This is a genomic window from Clostridium sp. AM54-37XD (assembly GCF_003478225.1).
Taxonomy (GTDB): domain Bacteria; phylum Bacillota; class Clostridia; order Lachnospirales; family Lachnospiraceae; genus Coprococcus; species Coprococcus ammoniilyticus.
Genome location: NZ_QUEV01000012.1, coordinates 54,960 through 74,821, shown reverse-complemented (window position 1 = coordinate 74,821; position 19,862 = coordinate 54,960). Strand labels below are relative to the sequence as shown.

The window sequence follows — 19,862 nt, the reverse complement described above, 5'->3', positions numbered from 1 at the left end:
CTTGAAGACTACGAGGTTGATAGGTCTGAGGTGTAAGTGCGGTAACGCATTCAGCTGACAGATACTAATAGGTCGAAGACTTATCCTGAGAGGTTCGAAAGATAAGCGGAAGAGATTGGAGAGAATGAAATCGCAAGACTTTCTGTATGAAATTCTGAAGGTACATGAAATAAAAAGTATTGACATCAACCTGAATCTGTGTTAGGCTTGATGAGTACGCCGTGGTATACCAGGTGTTATTCCTCGATAGCTCAATGGTAGAGCACTCGGCTGTTAACCGAGGGGTTGTAGGTTCGAGCCTACTCGGGGAGCTAATCTTATAAGGCCCCATGGTCAAGCGGTTAAGACATCGCCCTTTCACGGCGGTAACACGAGTTCGAATCTCGTTGGGGTCATTTAATTTAATATGCCGATGTGGCTCAATTGGCAGAGCAGCTGATTTGTAATCAGCAGGTTATCGGTTCGAGTCCGATCATCGGCTTTTTGCTGAAAAGCAAAAAATGGGTGGATTCCCGAGTGGCCAAAGGGGACAGACTGTAAATCTGCTGCGTAATGCTTCGGTGGTTCGAATCCACCTCCGCCCATTTCTTTTTTATTTATATCGCGGGGTGGAGCAGTCTGGAGCTCGTCGGGCTCATAACCCGAAGGTCATAGGTTCAAATCCTGTCCCCGCTACTATTATGTAATATGCCCAGATAGCTCAGTTGGTAGAGCAGAGGACTGAAAATCCTCGTGTCGCTGGTTCGATTCCAGCTTTGGGCACGACTTTGAAAAGCTGAAATCATAACGATTTCAGCTTTTTCTTTTATCTGTAAAAAGACTGAGAGAAAATCAGATTCAGGTGTTGATAAATAAGGAGTGTGCAGTATGGAGTTTAATGTTGGTCAGGTAATTAAGATGAAGAAGCCGCATCCATGTGGTGCAAATGAATGGGAGATCCTTCGCGTTGGTATGGATTTTCGTTTGAAATGTAAAGGGTGCAATCATCAGGTGATGGTACCGAGAAAATTAGTTGAAAAGAATTTTAAAGGTTTTATAGAATAGCAATAAAATAGAAAAAAGTATTGAAATAATAAAAAAATCCTTGCAACATGGGAAGCTTTATGATATTATTTTGTTCTGTGATGTGTTAATAATCATATATTTCCTTGCTCATATATCATATATGGGCCAGAGACCATAAGGAGGTGCAATTACATGAACAAGTATGAGTTAACTTTAGTAGTTAATGCAAAGATTGATGAGGATGCTAGAACAGCAGCAGTTGAGAAAGTAAAGGCTTACATCGAGAAAGCTAATGCAACTATCACTAATGTTGAAGACTGCGGACTTAAGAAGCTTGCTTATGAAATCCAGAAGATGGGCGAAGCTTACTATTACTTCATTCAGTTCGATGCAGAAGCTGATGTACCAGCACAGCTTGAAGCTAATGTTCGTATCATGGAGCCTGTTCTCAGATATCTTTGCGTTCGTTTAGACGCTGAGTAATAGGAGGAATTCCGTATGAATAAAGTAATTTTAATGGGTCGTTTAACAAGAGATCCAGAGATCAGATATTCTCAGGGGAATGATCAGATGGCAATTGCCAGATACACTCTCGCTGTAGATAGACGTTTTAACAGAAATGGTGATCAGACCGCAGATTTTATTAACTGTGTTGCTTTTGGCCGTTCAGCAGAATTTGCTGAAAAGTATCTGAAACAGGGTACAAAGATCGTGGCTACTGGAAGAATCCAGACAGGCAGTTATACCAATAAAGATGGAAACAAAGTATATACAACAGATGTTGTTATCGAAGACCAGGAATTTGCTGAAAGCAAAGGAAGTTCTTCATCAGATGGCGGAAGTTATCAGCCAGCTGGCAGACCTTCACCTGCAAATGCAAGTGCAGAAGGTTTTATGAGTATTCCGGAAGGTATAGAGGATGATTTACCATTCAAGTAAAGAAGGAGGTAAATACAATGGCTTATACAAAGACAGATAGAGCAGACGCTCCAATGAAGAGAAGAAATATTCGTAGAAGAAAGAAAGTATGTGTATTCTGTGCAGATAAGACTGCTGTTATCGATTATAAAGATGCAAACAAGTTAAAGAGATACATCTCTGAAAGAGGTAAGATCCTTCCTAGAAGAATTACCGGTAACTGTGCTAAGCATCAAAGAGCTTTAACTGTAGCAGTTAAGAGAGCAAGACAGATTGCAATTTTACCATACGTAGTAGATTAATCTATATTCATTGGTTACACCGTAGGGTGTGCATACAATCTGAAAATGAAGGATGGTTGTGAAGTGATTCACAATCATCCTTTTTATGTTTATGTTAATAAGCCAAATGCAGATTTCGTGTTTATATGAAAAACAACATTTGACTTATTTAATGCAATATTGACGTCCTGAATCATCTGGGATAAAATTTTGATTAAAGATATTATTAAATATAGAAGGTATAGTTATATTGTTAGATGAAAAATAAATGGATAATTAGCAATATGAAAAAAGAATTAGCACAAAAAAAGAATGCAAGGAGACCTTTATGGCAGAGAAGATCGTACAGATAGATCATGTTACAAAAAAATATAAGAAACGTACAGTATTGGATGATGTATCATTGTCTATCTGGACAGGGGATGTCATTGGGTTATTGGGCGGCAATGGAGCAGGTAAAACGACACTGATGAGGGCAATTGCAGGAAGCATTCCGGTTGATTCGGGAGAAATCAGTTTTTCAGGAGAACGAAGAACGCAGGATGTAGGAACGCTGATAGAGAATCCAAATATATATACCGATATGTCTGGAATCGAGAATCTTCGATATTTTGGCAGATTATTTGGGGTAGAGGATGAAGCAGTATATGAGAGCCTGCTGCAGCAGATGGGGCTTGCAGAAGCCGGAAAGAAATTGGCTGGCAGGTATTCACTTGGAATGAAACAGAGACTAGGCATAGCGGTTGCAATGCTCGGTGATCCGAGACTTTTGATCTTAGATGAGCCGTTAAATGGTCTGGATGTACAGGGAATGCAGGATCTGGAAGAACGTCTGTGGGCAATGCATGAGGATCGGTCAATCGGAATATTGATCAGCAGTCATGTGATCGGTGAATTGGTAAAACTTTGCAATCGGTATCTGATTATGGATCATGGCAGGATCTGTATGGAATATACAAGAGAAGAACTGTTTCAGCAGGCAGGCAGCGAGGAAGCAGTTGAGGATTATATTATTACACGATTCCAAAAAACAATGTAAATAAATAGCATAAGTGTAGAATATCAAGTAAAATTATAAAACAAATATAGCAGATCAGAATAATAAACAAGAGAAAAGACAGGACCAGAATACATTAGAGAAATCAACAGGGCTAGTAGATTAAAATAATATGCTGTACAAAAAATAACAGGTAAGACGGAAAGGCAGGAAACAAATGATGAATCAGATCATTCGTGCAGAGAATTACAGAATCAGGAAGAATAAGACATTTCGTATTGCATGCATTGTGATCATTGGAATGGTATTGGTTGGATTTGCATTGTTTTATGCTGCAACACATATGATATCTGGAGAGCTGATGGAAGCAGCGGGTGGATATGATACGGATGTGGATGCATTTACAGACATAAATCTGTTTGACTGTGCAGGAATCGCTGTTTCACTGATGCAGATTCTCTCTATCTTGTATGCAATTGTGATCACGATCATGATCGGGGCAGAGAAACGGAATGGTGTCTATTCGCTGATGCTGGAACGCGGGTATCAGACACGTCAGATTTATATGGCTAAATTATATGCGACAACAGTGATAGCAGGCATCGGTTATCTTTTATATGTAGCTGTATCGTTGATTGCCGGGGCGATATTCTGGCATGGAACAATCGAACGCGAGGATGTGACAGGATTTATCCGAGTGTTTCTTTTAATGCTTGTTATGTATGTAGTTTCTTCCTATATCTATATGGCAGTTGCGATGAATGTAAAAAATGCAGGAATGGCAGTTGCGGTGAATCTCATTATTGTACTTTTATTCTCAACAGTGATAACAGGTCTGGATCAGATTCTTGCTGATGGAGATGTGTTTCTCCGCAAGTACTGGATATTATCCGCAATCGAACAGTTTGCCTATATCGATCATACAGATACTACTGTGCGGGAAACTATAACAGGATTGATAGAAGCGGTCGGCTATGGCGGGCTTGCGGTGTTTATTGGCAATACTGTATTTACAAAGAAAAAAAGATAAAAACAGAAAATGAACGCTGCCGGCTATGTGAAGATATTTGACCGGTAAGCCTTATGATAAAGTGTGGTTTTCGTTGACAAAATAAAGGGATGCGTTTATGATTATTAAGAACTTTAATGTGGATGGAGTCTGTCCACAGGAAAGAATGCAACAGTGGAATACTTTTATATAACCAGACGCTGCATTATATCAACATTAAGTAATGAAAAGGAGTATATTATGGGTAAGTACACGAAAGCAGATATCTTAAGGATGGTAAAAGAAGATGATGTAGAGTTTATCAGACTTCAGTTTACAGATATTTTTGGAGACCTTAAGAATGTTGCTATAACTTCAAGTCAGATTGAAAAAGCACTGGATAACAAGATTATGTTTGATGGTTCTTCTATTGAAGGATTTGCAAGAATCGAGGAATCCGATATGTATCTATATCCAGATTATGATACATATGAGACTTTCCCTTGGAGACCACAGCAGGGTAAGGTTGCTAGACTGATCTGTGATGTTTATAAGCCGGATGGCACTCCATTTGAAGGTGATCCAAGATATGTTCTGAAGAAGGCATTGAAGGAAGCTGCTGATATGGGTTACATTATGAACGTAGGACCAGAATGTGAGTTCTTCCTGTTCCAGACAGATGAGAATGGCTTACCAACAACAAATACTTACGAGCGTGCAAGCTATTTTGATCTTGGACCACTTGATTTCGGTGAGAATGCCAGAAGAGATATGGTACTGACACTGGAACAGATGGGATTTGAGATTGAGCTTCCCACCATGAGGTTGCTCCTGCACAGCATGAGATAGATTTCAAGTATGGCGAGGCATTAAAGACTGCCGACAGCATCGAGACATTTAAGCTCGTTGTTAAGACAATTGCCAAGAAGCATGGTCTGTGTGCTACATTTATGCCAAAACCAAAGTATGGCGTATGTGGTTCCGGTATGCATATGAATATGTCTTTATCAAAGGATGGCAAAAATATATTTGCAGATGATAATGATAAGCTTGGTTTAAGTCAGGAAGCATATTACTTCATTGCAGGTATCATGGAACATATGAGAGAGATGACAGCAATCACAAACCCATTAGTAAACTCTTATAAGAGACTGGTTCCTGGTTATGAAGCACCGATTTATATTGCATGGTCAGCAAAAAACAGAAGCCCGCTGGTTCGTATCCCAAGTGCAAGAGGAGCAGGAACAAGAGTAGAGCTTCGTTGCCCGGATCCAACAGCAAATCCATATCTGGCAATGGCTGTATGTTTAAAAGCCGGATTAGACGGAATCAAGAGACAGCTTCCACTTGTACCAAGTGTTGACAGCAATATCTTTGAATTAACAAGAGAAGAAAAGAAAGCAAGACACATCGAGAGCCTTCCGGCAAACTTAAGAGAAGCTGTTTTATGTATGAGAGACAGTGACTTCATGAAGGAAGCACTTGGTGAGCATATCTTTACACGTTATACATCGGCAAAGTTAGATGAGTGGAACGAATATACCAGACAGGTTACTGACTGGGAGATCAGCAATTACCTTTACAAAGTCTGATCAGAAGCCAGTATGTTTAAGTAAAACCGAAGAAGCATCAAGGAGTAATACAGACACCCATTTTATGGGTGCCTGTGTTGCTATATTATAGAATCAATTTGTTCCATGAAAATATAAGGAACTGAAACTGGTCGGGTGAGAGGTTGTTGTTTTGGTAAATGTAATTGTACTATTTGCAAAGATAGAAGAAGCAAAAAGCATAAAAAATCTTTTGGTTCGACATGGAATCAATGTAACTCAGGTATGTACGACCGGAGCACAGGCAGCACAGGCAGCAGATGCGTGTGATGATGGTCTTATTATATGCGGATACCAGTATCCGGATATGTTATTTTCGGAGTTGGCGGCAAATATACCGGATTATTTTGATATGCTTGTGATTGCATCTCGTGTGCATTACGAGGCGTGTAGAGAAAGTGGAATTACATGCCTGCCGATGCCACTTCGTACACAGGATTTTATCAATACTGTTTCACTGACGGTTGAAAATATTCTGTGGGAGCGTAAAAAACGCAAGACAAAACCAAAGGAACGCACAGAAGATGAAAAAAAGGTAATTAAGGCTGCAAAGCTGAAATTAATGAACGATAATGGATTTGATGAGCAGGGCGCTCATCGGTATCTGCAGAAAAAGAGCATGGATAATGGTATCAATATTGTTGAAATGGCATATATGATACTGGAACATACAGCACTGTTTTAAGGAGGCACGAATATGAAGTTTACAAAGATGGAAGGTCTTGGGAACGATTATGTGTATATAAATTGTTTTTCAGAGAAGGTAGAAAATCCTGAGAAACTGGCGATTGCCATGAGTGACCGGCATTTTGGTGTTGGAAGTGATGGAGTGATCCTGATTAAGCCATCCGATAAAGCAGATTTTACAATGGATATGTATAATGCAGACGGTTCCAGATCTGAGATGTGTGGAAACGGTATCCGTTGTGTAGGAAAGTATGTATATGATTATGGACTTACGGATAAGACTTCGATATCTGTAGAGACACTTGCCGGAATCAAATATCTGGATTTTGTGATAAAGGATGGCAAGGTTGATATGGTAACAGTTGACATGGGTGCGCCGATCCTCAAGGCAGATCAGGTGCCTGTGCGTTCAGATAAAGAGCAGGTGATCGACGAGAAGATCACAGTAGCAGGTGTGGATTATCATATGACCTGTGTATCCATGGGAAATCCACATGCAGTTATGTTCGTAGGCGATACAGAACATTTCCCGTTGGAGAAAGCTGGTCCGTTATTCGAGCATCATGAAGTATTTCCGAACCGTGTGAATGCGGAGTTTGTTCAGGTGATCGACCGTCATACCGTAAAGATGCGTGTATGGGAGAGAGGAACCGGAGAGACACTGGCATGCGGAACCGGAGCATGTGCAACTGCAGTTGCATGTGTATTAAATGGAAAGACAGATGATGAGGTAACCGTAAAATTATTAGGCGGCGATCTGATCATCCGTTTTGATAGAGAGAACAATAAGGTATACATGACAGGTCCGGCCAAGGTAGTGTTTGACGGCGAGACTGACAGATTTTAGGAGGAAATGACATGTTTAAGGCAAATGAGAATTATCTGAAGCTTCCGGGAAGCTATTTATTTTCAACAGTAGCAAAGAAACAGAGAGAGTACAGTGCGGCACATCCTGATAAGAAGATTATCCGCCTGAGCATCGGAGATGTAACACAGCCGCTTGCTCCTGCTATTATTGAGAGACTGCATTCGGCTGTAGATGAGATGGCGGTAGCAGAGACATTTAAGGGCTATGCACCGGATCTTGGATATGAATTCTTAAGAAATACCATCGTAAAGAATGACTATATTGACCATGGAGTTGATATTTCTGCTGATGAGATCTTTGTAAGTGATGGTGCAAAGAGCGATTCTGCAAATATTCAGGAGATTTTTGCACCGGAAAGCAAGATTGCTGTATGTGATCCTGTTTATCCTGTTTATGTAGATTCAAATGTAATGGCAGGCAGAACCGGAACTTATGATAAAGAGACCGGACTCTGGAGCGATGTGATTTATATGCCTTGTCTGGAGGAGAATGGATTTGCACCGGAATTCCCAAAGGAGGAGCCGGACATTATCTATCTGTGTTTTCCAAATAATCCGACAGGAGCGACCATCAGCAAAGCACAGCTTCAGGAATGGGTTGACTACGCAAATAAGATCGGAGCTGTGATCATCTATGATGCAGCATACGAAGCATATATCAGTGAAGACGATGTACCACATTCTATCTACGAGTGCGAAGGTGCAAGAACCTGTGCGATTGAGCTTCGAGCTTTTCGAAGAATGCAGGATTTACCGGAACCCGTCTTGGATTTACAGTTGTACCAAAGGATCTGAAGGATGCAAATGGTGTTGCACTTCATGGTTTATGGGCTAGAAGACATGGAACCAAGTTTAATGGTGCTCCATATATTGTTCAGGCAGCAGGAGAAGCTGTATATTCAGAAGAAGGTAAAGCACAGACAAAGGCACAGATCGCATATTATATGAACAATGCGAAGGTGATCTATGATGGATTAAAGGCAGCAGGCTATTCCGTATCCGGCGGTGTGAATGCACCATATATCTGGTTAAAGACACCGGATAAGATGACTTCATGGGAGTTCTTTGATTATCTGCTTGCAAATGCAAATGTCGTAGGTACACCGGGCTCAGGCTTTGGACCGAGTGGTGAAGGATATTTCAGACTGACAGCATTTGGTACATATGAGAATACAGTAGAAGCAATCGAGAGAATTAAAGCGTTATAATAGCGGGGTGCAATTAACTATATAATCGTGGAGGTAGCAAGATGAAAGATAATGGACTGCTGGTGCAGTATTTTAATGCAAATACACCGGCTGATCAGACATTATGGGCGAAAGCGGCAAAGGATGCAGCGACATTGAAAAAGCTCGGTGCAACTGCTGTATGGTTTCCACCTGCAACCAAAGGGGCAGCGGGAAAAGATGACAGGGGCTATGCGCCATATGATCTGTATGATTTGGGTGAATTTAATCAGAAGGGTTCGGTTGGAACCAGATATGGTACAAAGAAAGAATATCTGGAAGCAATCGATGCAATGAAGGCACAGGGAATCAATGTATATGCAGATATCGCAGTCAGACAGAAGTTAGGCGCAGATTCTGTGGAGAAGGTTACGGCAGCAGATTTTAATGCCAAGGATATTCCGCAGATGATTGGTAATAAAAAGATAGTTGGAGCCTTGTCGAAGTTCACCTTCCCGGGCAGAAAGAGCAAGTATTCCAAGTTCAAATGGAACTGGAATCATTTTGCAGGGATTGACTGGCAGCAGGATGATTTTAAGAGACGTGTCTGCGAACTGTCTGGTATGACAGAGATGGAAGCAGAGAAGAAATACAAGCTCAGCAAATATGATTATATCATAGGCAGTGAGCTTGATCTGTACAATCAGGAAGTATATGATGAATTAATGGCATGGGCGAAGTGGTATGAGAATGTGACCGGAGTGGACGGATTCCGTTTCCAGGAAGCAGAGAAGATTCCGGGATGGTTCATCAGAGACTTTGCAGAAGCTGCGTCGAATGCCGGAGAAGAAGAAAAAGAGATCTTTACGGTAGGTGACTTCTGGCACTGGAGATGTGATTATATCAATGATTATATCGCGTCTGCGGACAATCAGCCATCTATGTTTGATGTGCCGCTGCATTTCAGTTTCCATGATGCATCCGTTGCAGAAGGAGAATATGATCTGAGCCGGTTACTGGATGGTTCCATGATGATGAGTAATCCTGCAAAGGCAGTTACATTTGTAGAGAATCATGAATCACAGCCGGGCGGTGTGCTGGAATCTGCTGTAGCAGAGTGGTTTAAACCACTGGCATATGCGATCATTTTATTAAGAGAACAGGGATATCCATGTATGTTCATGGGTGATTATGAAGGCATTCCTGCGGCTAAGATCAAGTCCAGAAAGACAATCATGAACAAGCTGTTAAAGCTTCGTAAGAAATATGCATACGGAACACAGCATGACTACTTTGATCATCCGGATGTTGTTGGCTTCACCAGAGAAGGAGATACAGAGCATGAGAATTCCGGTCTGGCAGTTATTATGTCAGATGGAACCGGCGGAACAAAGCGCATGTATGTCGGAAGACAGTTTGCAGGCTGTCATTTCGCAGATGTAATGGGAAATGCAAAGTATGATATCCGTATCGATGAAGAGGGCTGCGGCGAATTTTATGTAAACCGTCAGGGAATTGCAATCTGGATCAAAAAAGATTGCAAATTATAAGAAATTGAGTTATCATATTAATACTTTAGATTGTAAAAGTGCATGAAAGTCTGAGGATGATCCGGATTTTCACAGCATAAAAGTGGCAAAGGAGTATGAGTTATGGGAAAGACAGTACATACAGAAGCAGTCCGTGATCTGTTTGAAGCAATACTGACATTGGAGACAGAGGAGGAATGTTTTAATTTCTTTGAAGATGTTTGTACGGTAAATGAATTGCTGTCCATAGCCCAGAGATTTGCGGTTGCGAAGATGTTAAAGGAAGATAATACTTATCTGGAAGTTGCCGAGAAGACCGGTGCATCGACAGCAACAATCAGCAGAGTGAACAGATCTCTTAATTATGGTAAAGATGGTTATGAACTTGTATTCAGCAGAATGAATCTGGATAAAGAAAAGAAAGATTCAGAATAACAACATATAAAACAGGAAATCCTCCGGGAATGGATCAACTTGATCCATTCCCGGAGGATTTTTGTCTTTTGCCCTACAACCAACCTATGTCTGCGCAGGCACTACGGCAAACAGGAGCACTGTGCCAAATGACATCAAGCGAAGATTTCGTAATAAATTGCATATATCAGCAAATATGGGTGCTTGTTTGAGCCGTCAGGCGAGTTAGCACAGGAATATTTGCGAATCAGATATATGCAGTTTATAGAAATCGAAGCGAGTCATTTGCACAGTGCTCCTGTTTGCCGTAGTGCCTGCGCAGACATAAAATTGATCGGGCAGACATTGGTCTGCCCGACCATGCGGGAAGAAAATCCCCTATATATTTGGTATTAGGAAGCGAAGCGGGGGATTAAAGGGTATTTACAAAGCGCATGAAGGCTTCTCTGCCTTCGCTGGTATTTTTGTATACACCGGAGCATTCCAGAACTTTTGAGAATACCTTGCCGATCTCGTTCTGGATGATTCCATGGATATTTTCCGGAGTAATGTCATAATTTCCGATCCATTCATCAACCCAGTCTGCATGTTTTTCGATAGCTTCATTTGCGCGGATGTCCTTGTGATTTAAGATTGCATCCTCAAGCTCTGACATTTCACCTTTTAATCTTGCAGGAAGAACAGCCAGACCCATAACCTCGATCAGACCGATATTTTCCTTCTTAATATGATGATACTGGCTGTGTGGGTGGTAGAGCCCCATCGGACATTCTTCGGTTGTGATGTTGTTACGAAGTACCAGATCCAGTTCGAACAGATCTCCATGCATTCTTGCGATCGGAGTAATCGTGTTATGTGGAGTATCGTCTGTGTAAGCGTAGATATATGCAGCTTCGTCTGTGTAATTTCTCCATGCTGTCAGGATGTGATCTGCTGCATCTGCGATACGTGCAGGATCAGAACCCTGAAGACGGATAACAGACATAGGCCATTTGACGATACCGGCTGTCAGGTCTTCGTAACCAGGTAAAGTAAAGTTTGATTCATATGGAGCCTTTGCCATTGCAAATGTATAGCCGCCACCCTGAAAATGGTCATGGCTTAAAATGGAACCGCCAACGATCGGAAGATCTGCGTTGGAGCCGGCTGTATAGTGAGGGAACAACCGGACAAAATCAAGTAGCTTTACAAACGCAGCGTGGTCAATCTTCATTGGTGTGTGGTTTGCATTAAAGATAATACAGTGCTCGTTGTAGTACACATAAGGGGAGTACTGTAAGTAATATGCCTGTCCATCTAAGGTAATAGGAATGATCCTGTGGTTCTGTCTGGCAGGATGTGAGAAATGTCCGGCATAACCTTCGTTTTCACGGCAGAGCAGACAGGCTGGATAACCGGATTTCTTTGCCTTTCCTGCTTTCGCGATATCTCTTGGGTCTTTCTCCGGCTTGGACAGGTTGATCGTAATATCAATCGGACCGTATTCCGTTTCCGTAACCCATTTTTCATCCTTTGCGATACGATCTTCACGAATATAGTTTGTAGCCTTACTGAAAGCATAATAATAATTCGTTGCTTCCTTTGGGGATACGGCATATTTATCAGCAAATATTTTCCGTACAACAGATGGAGCAGGAGTGAGCATACCCATAATCTTTGTATCGAAAAGATCACGGTTTGTGATCGTGTCATCCTCCATCAGCTTGTGCTGGTATGCATAATCTAACATATCGTTTAAGATATCAACGAGCGGACGGGATGGAATCTCAGCCGGTTCGTTGTATTCCTGAATGTCGAATAACTCTAGCAGACGGTTTGTAACATATATTTCGTCTGCAGGATCTACAAGTCCTTTGTTTAAACCATAAGTAACCAATTCTTTGATATATGTTTCTATCATAGTCATAACCTCCCATAAAATTTGTTATTATATCGTGAGCATAGCTCACTCAATGCATTCCGCAAAATCAGCATCCTTGCGAGCAAATAATTTTGCGTTCATTATATCATGTGCTTCGCACATTCAATGCATTTCGCAAAATCAGCCCCCTTGCAAGCAAGTGATTTTGCGTTCATTATATCATGTCGTCTGTTTTACAGTACCTGCATACCGCCGTATTTACGGATCTTCAGTACATGGCAGGAGCCTCCGCCAAATACGTGATCCATAGCCTGGCGATACGTCTCAACAGTATCGTTTTCTACAAATGCCTGAATAGTTCCGGCAAATCCACCGCCGTGAACACGGCTGACTCCGTGACTTCCAAGTGTGATATCACTGACAGCCAGAGCAACAGATACATTCTGAGCCTGAATATCTTTATTCGTATATACGTTCTGCAAATACTTGAAAGAAGAATCACCGGATGCTTTAACCGCTGCAAGGAATGCAGGCATATCACCCTTTGTCAGGGAAGCAACCTGAATTTCTACCCGTTTTACTTCTTCAAAATAGTGAAGGGCACGAAGCAGGTAACGGTCGCCGAGTTTGGTGCGGATGTCAGCCATGTGGTCGATAATATCCTGTTCGCTTAATTCGTTTAATACCGGTTTGCCAAGCATCTCCGCAACGGCACACATCTCGGCAGGAACTGCAGCATAGTCAGCAGTCAGATCTACATGAGAGCCCTTTGTATCAGTGATACAGAGACTGTAACCGCTCTTTGCCATATCAAAGTCGATCTTTTCAACAATAGGATCGGCTGGATCTGCAAAGTCGATATGTACAAGATTTCCGACGGAAGATGCCATCTGATCCATCAGGCCGCAAGGCTTTCCGAAGTATACATTTTCTGCATACTGGCCGGTGATCGCGATCTCGATTGCAGATACGGAACCATTATTATAAAGTCCCGACAGGATGGTTCCGATGATTGTTTCGAATGCTGCAGAAGATGAAAGACCGGCACCAATCAGTACATCACTGGTGATATATGCTTTGAAGCCGCCGACAGCGTGTCCGTGTTCCTTTAATCCGGCAGCAACACCCTTGATCAGAGCCGTTGTTGTTTCTTTTTCACTTTCTACAAGAGAAAGGTCGGATGCGTCGATTGTAATGAGATCATATCCGTCTGAGATAACCTGGATCTTATCATCGGAAGTCTTTGCAACGATGGCAATCGCATCCAGATTGATAGATGCGGCAAGTACCTGACCGTGCTGATGATCAGTATGATTTCCGCCTACTTCACTTCTACCCGGAGCGGAGAAGATAGATACCTCTGTGTCTCCGAAATCTTTGATGAATTCCTGAAGAGCAGCGATATATCTGCCATTCTGATAAGCGAGCAGATGCTCATCGACATAGATATCGGTTAATAATTCATTGTACTGTTCTGATTCAAAGTCTTTTATTAATTCAGATGCATGTTTCATATGTTTGTCCTCCTGATCATACATGATAATTAATGTGCTTACACCTGTACGATGCGTAAATGTGTGTTTACTTGTACAGATGTGCCTGTTTTCCTAAGTCTGTTTGTTCTTTATAGTGACAGGATAACATATGTTTAGTAAAATGTCAACCACACTTTAGTAAAGATTTACTGAAAAAGTAATTGAAAAATAAAAAGAAATCTGTTACACTAAGTTAGTAAAAATATAGTAAATTTATCCAATAAATATGGAGTAAAGAGGTACATTATGACGACAATCAAGGATATTGCGAGACGGGCAAATGTGTCACCGGCTACAGTTTCAAGAATTTTGAACGATGATCCGACATTAAATGTTTTACCGGAGACTAAGGAAAGAGTCCTTCGGACAGCAAAAGAGCTACACTATACAAAGAAAAAGTCAGCCAGATTGAAGAAGTCATTCCAACTTGGTCTTGTACTCTGGTTTTCCGCAGAGGATGAGATGAAGGATAGTTATTATCTGTCCGCAAGAAAGGGAATCGAGGATTTCTGTATCAGCCAGTCGATTGAACTGGTTCGGGTATTTCGGAATGACAGCAACTATCTGGACATGCTGCGTGGTTGTGATGGAATTATCTGTCTGGGTAAGTTTGCGCATGAGGAAGTAAAATCATTTATAGAGATATGCAGTAATATCGTATTTCTGGATATGAAGGTTGAGAACTACAACATTACATCCCTGACAATGGACTTCAAACAGGCAGTACGGGATGCACTTGACTATCTGTATCATCTGGGACATCGTAAGATCGGTTTCATGGGTGGTAAAGAGTTTGTGGGCGATCATGAGCTTCTGGTAGATCCGAGACTGGAAGAATACATTGCATATATGAAGGAGAAAAAACTCCCGTATGAGAAATATTTGTATGAGGGAAGCTTCAATACATTCTCTGGTTATGAGATGGGGAAAGTAATAGCAGAAGCTGACGAACGTCCAAGTGCAATCTTTGCAGCCAGTGATGCTCTTGCAGTAGGAGCATTAAAGGCATTCAAGGAAGCGAATATGGAAGTGCCGGAGGATATATCGCTTGTTGGCTTTAATAACACAGAGCTTAGTGAGTATACAGTTCCTGCACTTACAACCGTAAATGCTCCGGCATATGATATGGGACAGCATGGTGCTAATCTGATCTATGCTGCATCAAACCTTAGTATCCGTACTCCGTTAAAGGCGGAGATTCCTTGTAATCTGATCGTCAGGGAATCCTGTATGGAATACACAGAAAAATAAAATTATTCGTTGTAAAGTAAGTGCAACACATGAATTGTGTGTTGTACTTACTTTTTTTATGCGTTGTTTTCCCCCCCTCTCAACGCATGAGTTCCCATCCTTTTTCTTGGAGCGTGTCAAAGGTCGATGCGCTCCGCTATAAAAAGGATTAGTAAAGTAATAGGGGGTAGAGAAAGGTGGGTTTTTATGGAATTTGTAATGAACAAAGGAATAACAGTAACTATCGATGATGATGAGATTGTGAGCTGGAATCATGACCAGAAGAAAAAAGCATGTTTTATAAGGGTTAAAGATGGATCTATATGGTGCTATATGTAAGCTACGAGAGAATTTTTTTCTTTGGATAAATATAATTAAAGTTTGTAGGGTGGCGCATCCGCGCTGAATATAAAAGAAAGATAAGAGGTAGAAGTTATGAAAATGGCGAGTACAGTATTATGGGCTTAAATCTGGAATGGAAGAGATTCACGACATGGAATATGAATGATTATATGGAATTTGAGATTGATCTGGTGAAGAAGCTGACTCCGGATCGCCCGGTTACAACGAATTTTATGCAGCTCTATGACGGACTTGATTATCGGAAGATGACAGACAAGCTGGATGAGATCTCGTGGGATTCCTATCCGAGATTTCATAATGATTATGAGAGCTTAACAGATACATTTGCAAGAAGTGCATTTGACCATGCAGTGATGCACTCGATGAAAAAGGATCGTCCGTTTATGCTGATGGAGAGTGCTCCGGGACTTGTGAACTGGCATGACTATAACACACTCTGTTATCTGGGTGGTTTTCCGGGAAGTGGTTTAAATGAATTGTTTGGTGTAACGGTAGAGGAACTGGATACATATTATCCAAATGATAAGAATTATGTGACGTTTTCAAATAAAAAACAGGGAACTGTAAAAGATTATGCAGAACGAATCCGGGTGCAGGATGCAGAGATTTTTGGAACTTATGTGGAAGATTTCTATGCAGGGGAAGCGGCAGCAACCAGAAAACAGACCGGAGCCGGATGGGCATATTATACGGCTTGCAGACTGGATCAGGTATCAATGACAGAACTGATCAAAGAGCTGATTACAAATGCAGGAATCCGGATAAAGGAACTGCCTGAGAACGTGGAATATCATGAGCGTTATACGGATACACACTGTTATGCCTTTTATATCAATGAGGGCGATGTGGCGGCAGAAATTCTGAATGTGAATGGGACAGAACTTCTGAGTGGACAGGTTGTAAACGGAAAAATCACTGTTGATGCAAAAAATGTGATGACTATAAAAGAGAAAATATAAATTAAAAGATCATCAGTGCTGCTCCATAAAAGATGCCTAATAAACGCAGGACGGCAGATAAAAAACTGTAAAAGCAGGCTGCGGAAGTATGGAGTTGATTTTTGAAAAATATATAGGCAGAAGCTGTATTAAAAGGAGGATGTTATGTTTATAAAAGGAATGGATATTTCCACCCTGCTGGAGGAAGAAGCCTGTGGTGCGAAGTATTATGATAATGGTGTAGTACAGGATTTATTTGCTATTTTGAAAGCATATGGTACAAATTCTGTGAGATTAAGACTCTGGAATGATCCGTATGCGCCGGATGGTACTCCATATGGCGCAGGGACGAACAATTTGAATAAAGTGATTATTCTTGCCGGACGTGCAAAAAAATATCAAATGGTCTGCTCTGGCCAAGCGGCAAGAAACCGGAGTTTGACCGGATTGCAAAGTACCTGAATGCAGGAATCCGTGCAGTGAGAGAGATTCAGGCGGATATTCCGATCATGATCCATCTGGACAATGGTGGCTTTAATGAGATGTATGTGGAGTGGTTCGACGAATTTACAAAGCGAGCAGAACCATTTGACATTATAGGCTTGTCTTATTATCCGTTCTGGCACGGCACGATGGAAGATTATCGTGATCGCGAGGGTAAACCGCTGGATCAGTTAAAAGAAATGGCGACAAAGCCGGAGCTTGTAGAGAAGCTGGATTATCCGATGACAAAGGAAGGACAGACTTCATTTATGAAAGATCTTATGGAACTGATCGCAGATATTCCGGGTGGAGAAGGCTTCTATTACTGGGAGCCTGCATGGATTCCGGTTCCGGGATGTGGTTGGGCGACAGAAGCAGCACTCGCGTATACCGGAGAAAAAGGACCGGGAGGAAATGAGTGGGCGAATCAGGCATTATTCGATTATGATGGAAATGCCCTGCCTGCCCTTGCTGTGATCCGTGATTTTAACAGACTAAACTGTAAATGAAAAAAATATCAATTACGCAGTGGCAAGAAAACTGATATGACAGGTATGGAAAATCCATGATTTCTGTTGTGGATTTAAATATAATAAAAGGCTGAATGCTTTGTACATTTTTGTGCAAGACATTCAGCCTTTTGTTCTTTGGTGCTGCCTTTAGCGTCCGCTATTTTTGCTGCCGGTTGTTGTTCGGTTTGGCTTGGTATTATCCACAGCTTTCGTTTTGCTGTTTGCAGTAACCTTTTCGGCAGTCTTTGCCTTACTGATTGCAGTAACTTTCTCGGTACTCTTTGCTTTCTCGGCAGTTTTTGCTTTCTGTGCATTCTGCTTCAATGTTTGTTCCTGAACGGAATGCATATCATCAATCAGATGCTCGATACATTTCTTCTTAACATAGACATCGACGGACAACATAGATACCATACACATATCATGAAGATAAGCGTCTGTTTCCGGATCATACATATCGGATGCCTTATCATAGGTAGATAAAATGCTCTTGATAATATCGTTATAGTTATCAATCTCATAATTGAATAATTTGCGGTAGACCTCTTCGATATTGACCGGGGACTCGCCGTTATAGCAGTCGTTGTTATTCATCGGGGCAAGAAGTGTCTGGATATCAGTGATACTTACAAAGTTCTTGAGGTAGTAAATATACAACAGCATGATCAGATGATCCTTGGAGTAACGCTTCTTGTCAGGGGGCGGGAGAAGGTTGTTTTTCGTATAATTGTTGATCATGGTCTTCGTCATGGTCTTGTCTTCTTCGCTTCGCTTATTAGCGTTCAGCTTATCCTCCATAAAGGTTGTTAGCTGATCCATATATAGATCAATCTCGGGTATATCATCCGGATCAATGTAACTTAGAGAAGTTGCGATCTGTAATAATTTTTTTCTGCGAGTAATATTTTTATTCATTAGAATCTCTCCCAAACGTAACCAAATCTGTATGAATTCTATAGGAAAGTCCTGTTTTCATGTAAATGATATGAAATACAGGACTTTATAACCTTAGTATTCTATTATATAGGAATAAAAACCACAACACAAGCGTTTTGCCAGAATTTTTATAAATTACGAATTATATTGGAATCTGTATACCTGCACGATACCGGTATTTTAGTACAGGTAAAAGTCATATAAGACAAGACTTCATTATGCGTTGCCGTCATCATTGTCGGTATCCGGCTGTGGCAGGATTTCAAGAAGAACTCTGGATACACGTTTTTTATCCAGTTTTGTGACTTTACAGGAGATTGCTCCGTCGGATGCAGTATCACCGACCGAAGGAAGGTGATCTAATAACTGAATGATATAGCCACCGATGGAATCGTAATCTTCGGATTCAATATCCAGATCCAGAGCATCATTTAAGTCATCGAGCTTGATGCCACCATCGATGCTGTAGTGTGTATCATCTATTTTTACGATATTATTATGTTCTGCATCATCGTATTCATCCTTGATATCACCGATGATCTCTTCAATCAGATCCTCCATGGAGATCAGACCGACGCTGACACCGTATTCATCCAGAACGATACCGATGGAGTTAGAACTGGATTTCATATTGGTCAGAAGATCATTTGTCTTCTGAAATTCATACACATAGAGTGGTTCACGAATGATCTTTGCAACATCAAAATTGTTGATATCATGAGTTGCTTTATAAAAAAATAAATCTTTTACATGCAGAATACCGATGACATTATCACGGGAATCCTTATAAACAGGAAGTCTGGTGTAAGGAACCTCCATATATTGCTTCAGCAGTTCATCATAAGAAGCAGTAACAGGAACCATGGTCACATCGGCACGGGGAATCATAATATCACGTACACGGGAATCTCCGAAGTCCACTACATTTGTGATCATTTCCTTTTCTTTGTTCTCAATAACACCTTCTTCCTCGCTGACATTTACCATAGTGATCAGCTCGTCTTCGGTGATGGATTTGGCGCTTCCGTTTGTATCCATTCGTAAGATCCAGAAAATAACATGAGAGATCTTGTTTATGATGAACACAAATGGGGTAAAGATATATACCAGAAACCGTACGACGTCCACATAAAGTATTGACATTTTAACACTGTTATTTTGGGCAAGCGTTTTTGGTGTGATTTCACCAAATAACAGGATCAAGATGGTGAGAATTCCGGTTGCAATTCCGACTGCCTTGCTTCCGAATAAATTAGTGGTAAGTGTTGTTGCAAGAGCGGAAGCTGAAATATTCACGATGTTATTACCTATTAATATTGTGCTGATCAGTTTGTCACTGTTAGAGATCAGCTTAAGAACTCTGGTAGCACGTTTGTTCCCATTGTCAGCCATTGAGCGCAGGGTGAATTTATTGACGGTCGTAAGAGCTGTTTCGGCAGAAGAAAAGAATGCCGACAACAGGATCAATAGAATAATTGTAAATAACTGGATAATTGTACTGGGGTGCAAAAAAGATCATCTCCTAAAAATATTTTTGCTTTT

General features: G+C 41.1%; 19 protein-coding genes, 6 tRNA genes, 1 rRNA gene and 2 pseudogenes. 24 read left to right on the top strand and 4 right to left on the bottom strand.

Features of this window, described 5'->3' with window-relative positions:
- The 19 genes and pseudogenes from DXA07_RS11235 to DXA07_RS11145 form a co-directional block, all read left to right on the top strand.
- Positions 1 to 88: ribosomal RNA gene (locus DXA07_RS11235) — 23S ribosomal RNA — on the top strand; the annotation flags it as partial.
- 152 nt (positions 89 to 240) lie between these two features.
- A tRNA-Asn gene (locus tag DXA07_RS11230) sits at positions 241 to 311 on the top strand.
- A gap of 12 nt (positions 312 to 323) precedes the next feature.
- A tRNA-Glu gene (locus DXA07_RS11225) sits at positions 324 to 395 on the top strand.
- Positions 396 to 408: 13 nt separating this feature from the next.
- Positions 409 to 481: transfer RNA gene (locus DXA07_RS11220), tRNA-Thr, on the top strand.
- A 21-nt stretch (positions 482 to 502) separates the two neighbouring features.
- Positions 503 to 584: transfer RNA gene (locus DXA07_RS11215), tRNA-Tyr, on the top strand.
- A gap of 18 nt (positions 585 to 602) precedes the next feature.
- Positions 603 to 675 (top strand) — tRNA-Met (locus DXA07_RS11210).
- 14 nt (positions 676 to 689) lie between these two features.
- Positions 690 to 762, top strand: a tRNA-Phe gene (locus tag DXA07_RS11205).
- 105 nt (positions 763 to 867) lie between these two features.
- Positions 868 to 1,044 (top strand): DUF951 domain-containing protein, encoded by a 177-nt coding sequence (locus tag DXA07_RS11200; protein WP_117823255.1) that lies wholly within the window; start codon positions 868 to 870, stop codon positions 1,042 to 1,044.
- 153 nt (positions 1,045 to 1,197) lie between these two features.
- Positions 1,198 to 1,488, top strand: coding sequence for a 30S ribosomal protein S6 (gene rpsF / locus DXA07_RS11195; protein WP_008401218.1), 291 nt, complete (start codon positions 1,198 to 1,200; stop codon positions 1,486 to 1,488).
- Positions 1,489 to 1,503: 15 nt separating this feature from the next.
- Positions 1,504 to 1,944 (top strand): single-stranded DNA-binding protein, encoded by a 441-nt coding sequence (locus DXA07_RS11190; RefSeq protein ID WP_008401219.1) that lies wholly within the window; start codon positions 1,504 to 1,506, stop codon positions 1,942 to 1,944.
- Between the two features lie 17 nt (positions 1,945 to 1,961).
- The gene (rpsR, locus tag DXA07_RS11185) at positions 1,962 to 2,225 is read left to right on the top strand and encodes a 30S ribosomal protein S18 (RefSeq protein WP_008401221.1); all 264 of its coding nucleotides are present in this window, start codon (positions 1,962 to 1,964) and stop codon (positions 2,223 to 2,225) included.
- A gap of 307 nt (positions 2,226 to 2,532) precedes the next feature.
- Positions 2,533 to 3,243, top strand: a complete 711-nt coding sequence (locus DXA07_RS11180; protein WP_118484662.1) for an ATP-binding cassette domain-containing protein — start codon at positions 2,533 to 2,535, stop codon at positions 3,241 to 3,243.
- Positions 3,244 to 3,418: 175 nt separating this feature from the next.
- Positions 3,419 to 4,231, top strand: coding sequence for an ABC transporter permease (locus tag DXA07_RS11175; protein ID WP_118484660.1), 813 nt, complete (start codon positions 3,419 to 3,421; stop codon positions 4,229 to 4,231).
- A 219-nt stretch (positions 4,232 to 4,450) separates the two neighbouring features.
- Positions 4,451 to 5,781: pseudogene (locus DXA07_RS11170) on the top strand (glutamine synthetase family protein).
- Between the two features lie 151 nt (positions 5,782 to 5,932).
- The gene (locus tag DXA07_RS11165) at positions 5,933 to 6,484 is read left to right on the top strand and encodes an ANTAR domain-containing protein (RefSeq protein ID WP_021943521.1); all 552 of its coding nucleotides are present in this window, start codon (positions 5,933 to 5,935) and stop codon (positions 6,482 to 6,484) included.
- Positions 6,485 to 6,496: 12 nt separating this feature from the next.
- Positions 6,497 to 7,333 (top strand): diaminopimelate epimerase, encoded by an 837-nt coding sequence (gene dapF, locus DXA07_RS11160; RefSeq protein WP_117785185.1) that lies wholly within the window; start codon positions 6,497 to 6,499, stop codon positions 7,331 to 7,333.
- An 11-nt stretch (positions 7,334 to 7,344) separates the two neighbouring features.
- A pseudogene (locus DXA07_RS11155) lies at positions 7,345 to 8,561 on the top strand (LL-diaminopimelate aminotransferase).
- Positions 8,562 to 8,602: 41 nt separating this feature from the next.
- Positions 8,603 to 10,069: an alpha-amylase gene (locus tag DXA07_RS11150; protein ID WP_118484658.1), complete on the top strand. Its 1,467-nt coding sequence runs from the start codon at positions 8,603 to 8,605 to the stop codon at positions 10,067 to 10,069.
- A gap of 102 nt (positions 10,070 to 10,171) precedes the next feature.
- Positions 10,172 to 10,483 (top strand): YerC/YecD family TrpR-related protein, encoded by a 312-nt coding sequence (locus DXA07_RS11145; protein WP_008401229.1) that lies wholly within the window; start codon positions 10,172 to 10,174, stop codon positions 10,481 to 10,483.
- 391 nt (positions 10,484 to 10,874) lie between these two features.
- Here the strand turns inward: DXA07_RS11145 and galT are convergent, their stop codons facing one another.
- Entirely contained in the window at positions 10,875 to 12,362 is a 1,488-nt protein-coding gene (gene galT, locus DXA07_RS11140; RefSeq protein ID WP_118484656.1) for a UDP-glucose--hexose-1-phosphate uridylyltransferase, read from the bottom strand.
- 194 nt (positions 12,363 to 12,556) lie between these two features.
- Complete coding sequence (locus tag DXA07_RS11135; RefSeq protein ID WP_118484654.1) at positions 12,557 to 13,837, bottom strand: galactokinase family protein; 1,281 nt, start codon at positions 13,835 to 13,837, stop codon at positions 12,557 to 12,559.
- A gap of 267 nt (positions 13,838 to 14,104) precedes the next feature.
- Between DXA07_RS11135 and DXA07_RS11130 the strand changes: the two genes are divergently transcribed.
- The 5 genes from DXA07_RS11130 to DXA07_RS14155 all read left to right on the top strand — a co-directional run bounded on the left by DXA07_RS11130 (position 14,105) and on the right by DXA07_RS14155 (position 17,381).
- Positions 14,105 to 15,109, top strand: coding sequence for a LacI family DNA-binding transcriptional regulator (locus tag DXA07_RS11130; protein WP_117808777.1), 1,005 nt, complete (start codon positions 14,105 to 14,107; stop codon positions 15,107 to 15,109).
- A gap of 186 nt (positions 15,110 to 15,295) precedes the next feature.
- Entirely contained in the window at positions 15,296 to 15,427 is a 132-nt protein-coding gene (locus DXA07_RS13790) for a hypothetical protein (protein ID WP_264293250.1), read from the top strand.
- 119 nt (positions 15,428 to 15,546) lie between these two features.
- Entirely contained in the window at positions 15,547 to 16,410 is an 864-nt protein-coding gene (locus DXA07_RS11125; protein ID WP_118484652.1) for a beta-galactosidase, read from the top strand.
- Positions 16,411 to 16,554: 144 nt separating this feature from the next.
- Positions 16,555 to 16,851, top strand: coding sequence for a glycosyl hydrolase 53 family protein (locus DXA07_RS14160; RefSeq protein ID WP_348980826.1), 297 nt, complete (start codon positions 16,555 to 16,557; stop codon positions 16,849 to 16,851).
- Positions 16,852 to 16,868: 17 nt separating this feature from the next.
- A complete protein-coding gene (locus DXA07_RS14155; protein ID WP_348980825.1) occupies positions 16,869 to 17,381 on the top strand; it encodes a glycosyl hydrolase 53 family protein in 513 nt (170 codons plus the stop codon).
- Between the two features lie 150 nt (positions 17,382 to 17,531).
- Here DXA07_RS14155 and DXA07_RS11115 read toward each other — a convergent pair whose 3' ends face one another.
- Together DXA07_RS11115 and DXA07_RS11110 are read right to left on the bottom strand one after the other, a co-directional pair.
- The gene (locus DXA07_RS11115) at positions 17,532 to 18,299 is read right to left on the bottom strand and encodes a DUF1836 domain-containing protein (RefSeq protein ID WP_243013958.1); all 768 of its coding nucleotides are present in this window, start codon (positions 18,297 to 18,299) and stop codon (positions 17,532 to 17,534) included.
- A gap of 237 nt (positions 18,300 to 18,536) precedes the next feature.
- Positions 18,537 to 19,829, bottom strand: coding sequence for a hemolysin family protein (locus DXA07_RS11110; RefSeq protein WP_118484650.1), 1,293 nt, complete (start codon positions 19,827 to 19,829; stop codon positions 18,537 to 18,539).
- Positions 19,830 to 19,862: the final 33 nt, after the last annotated feature.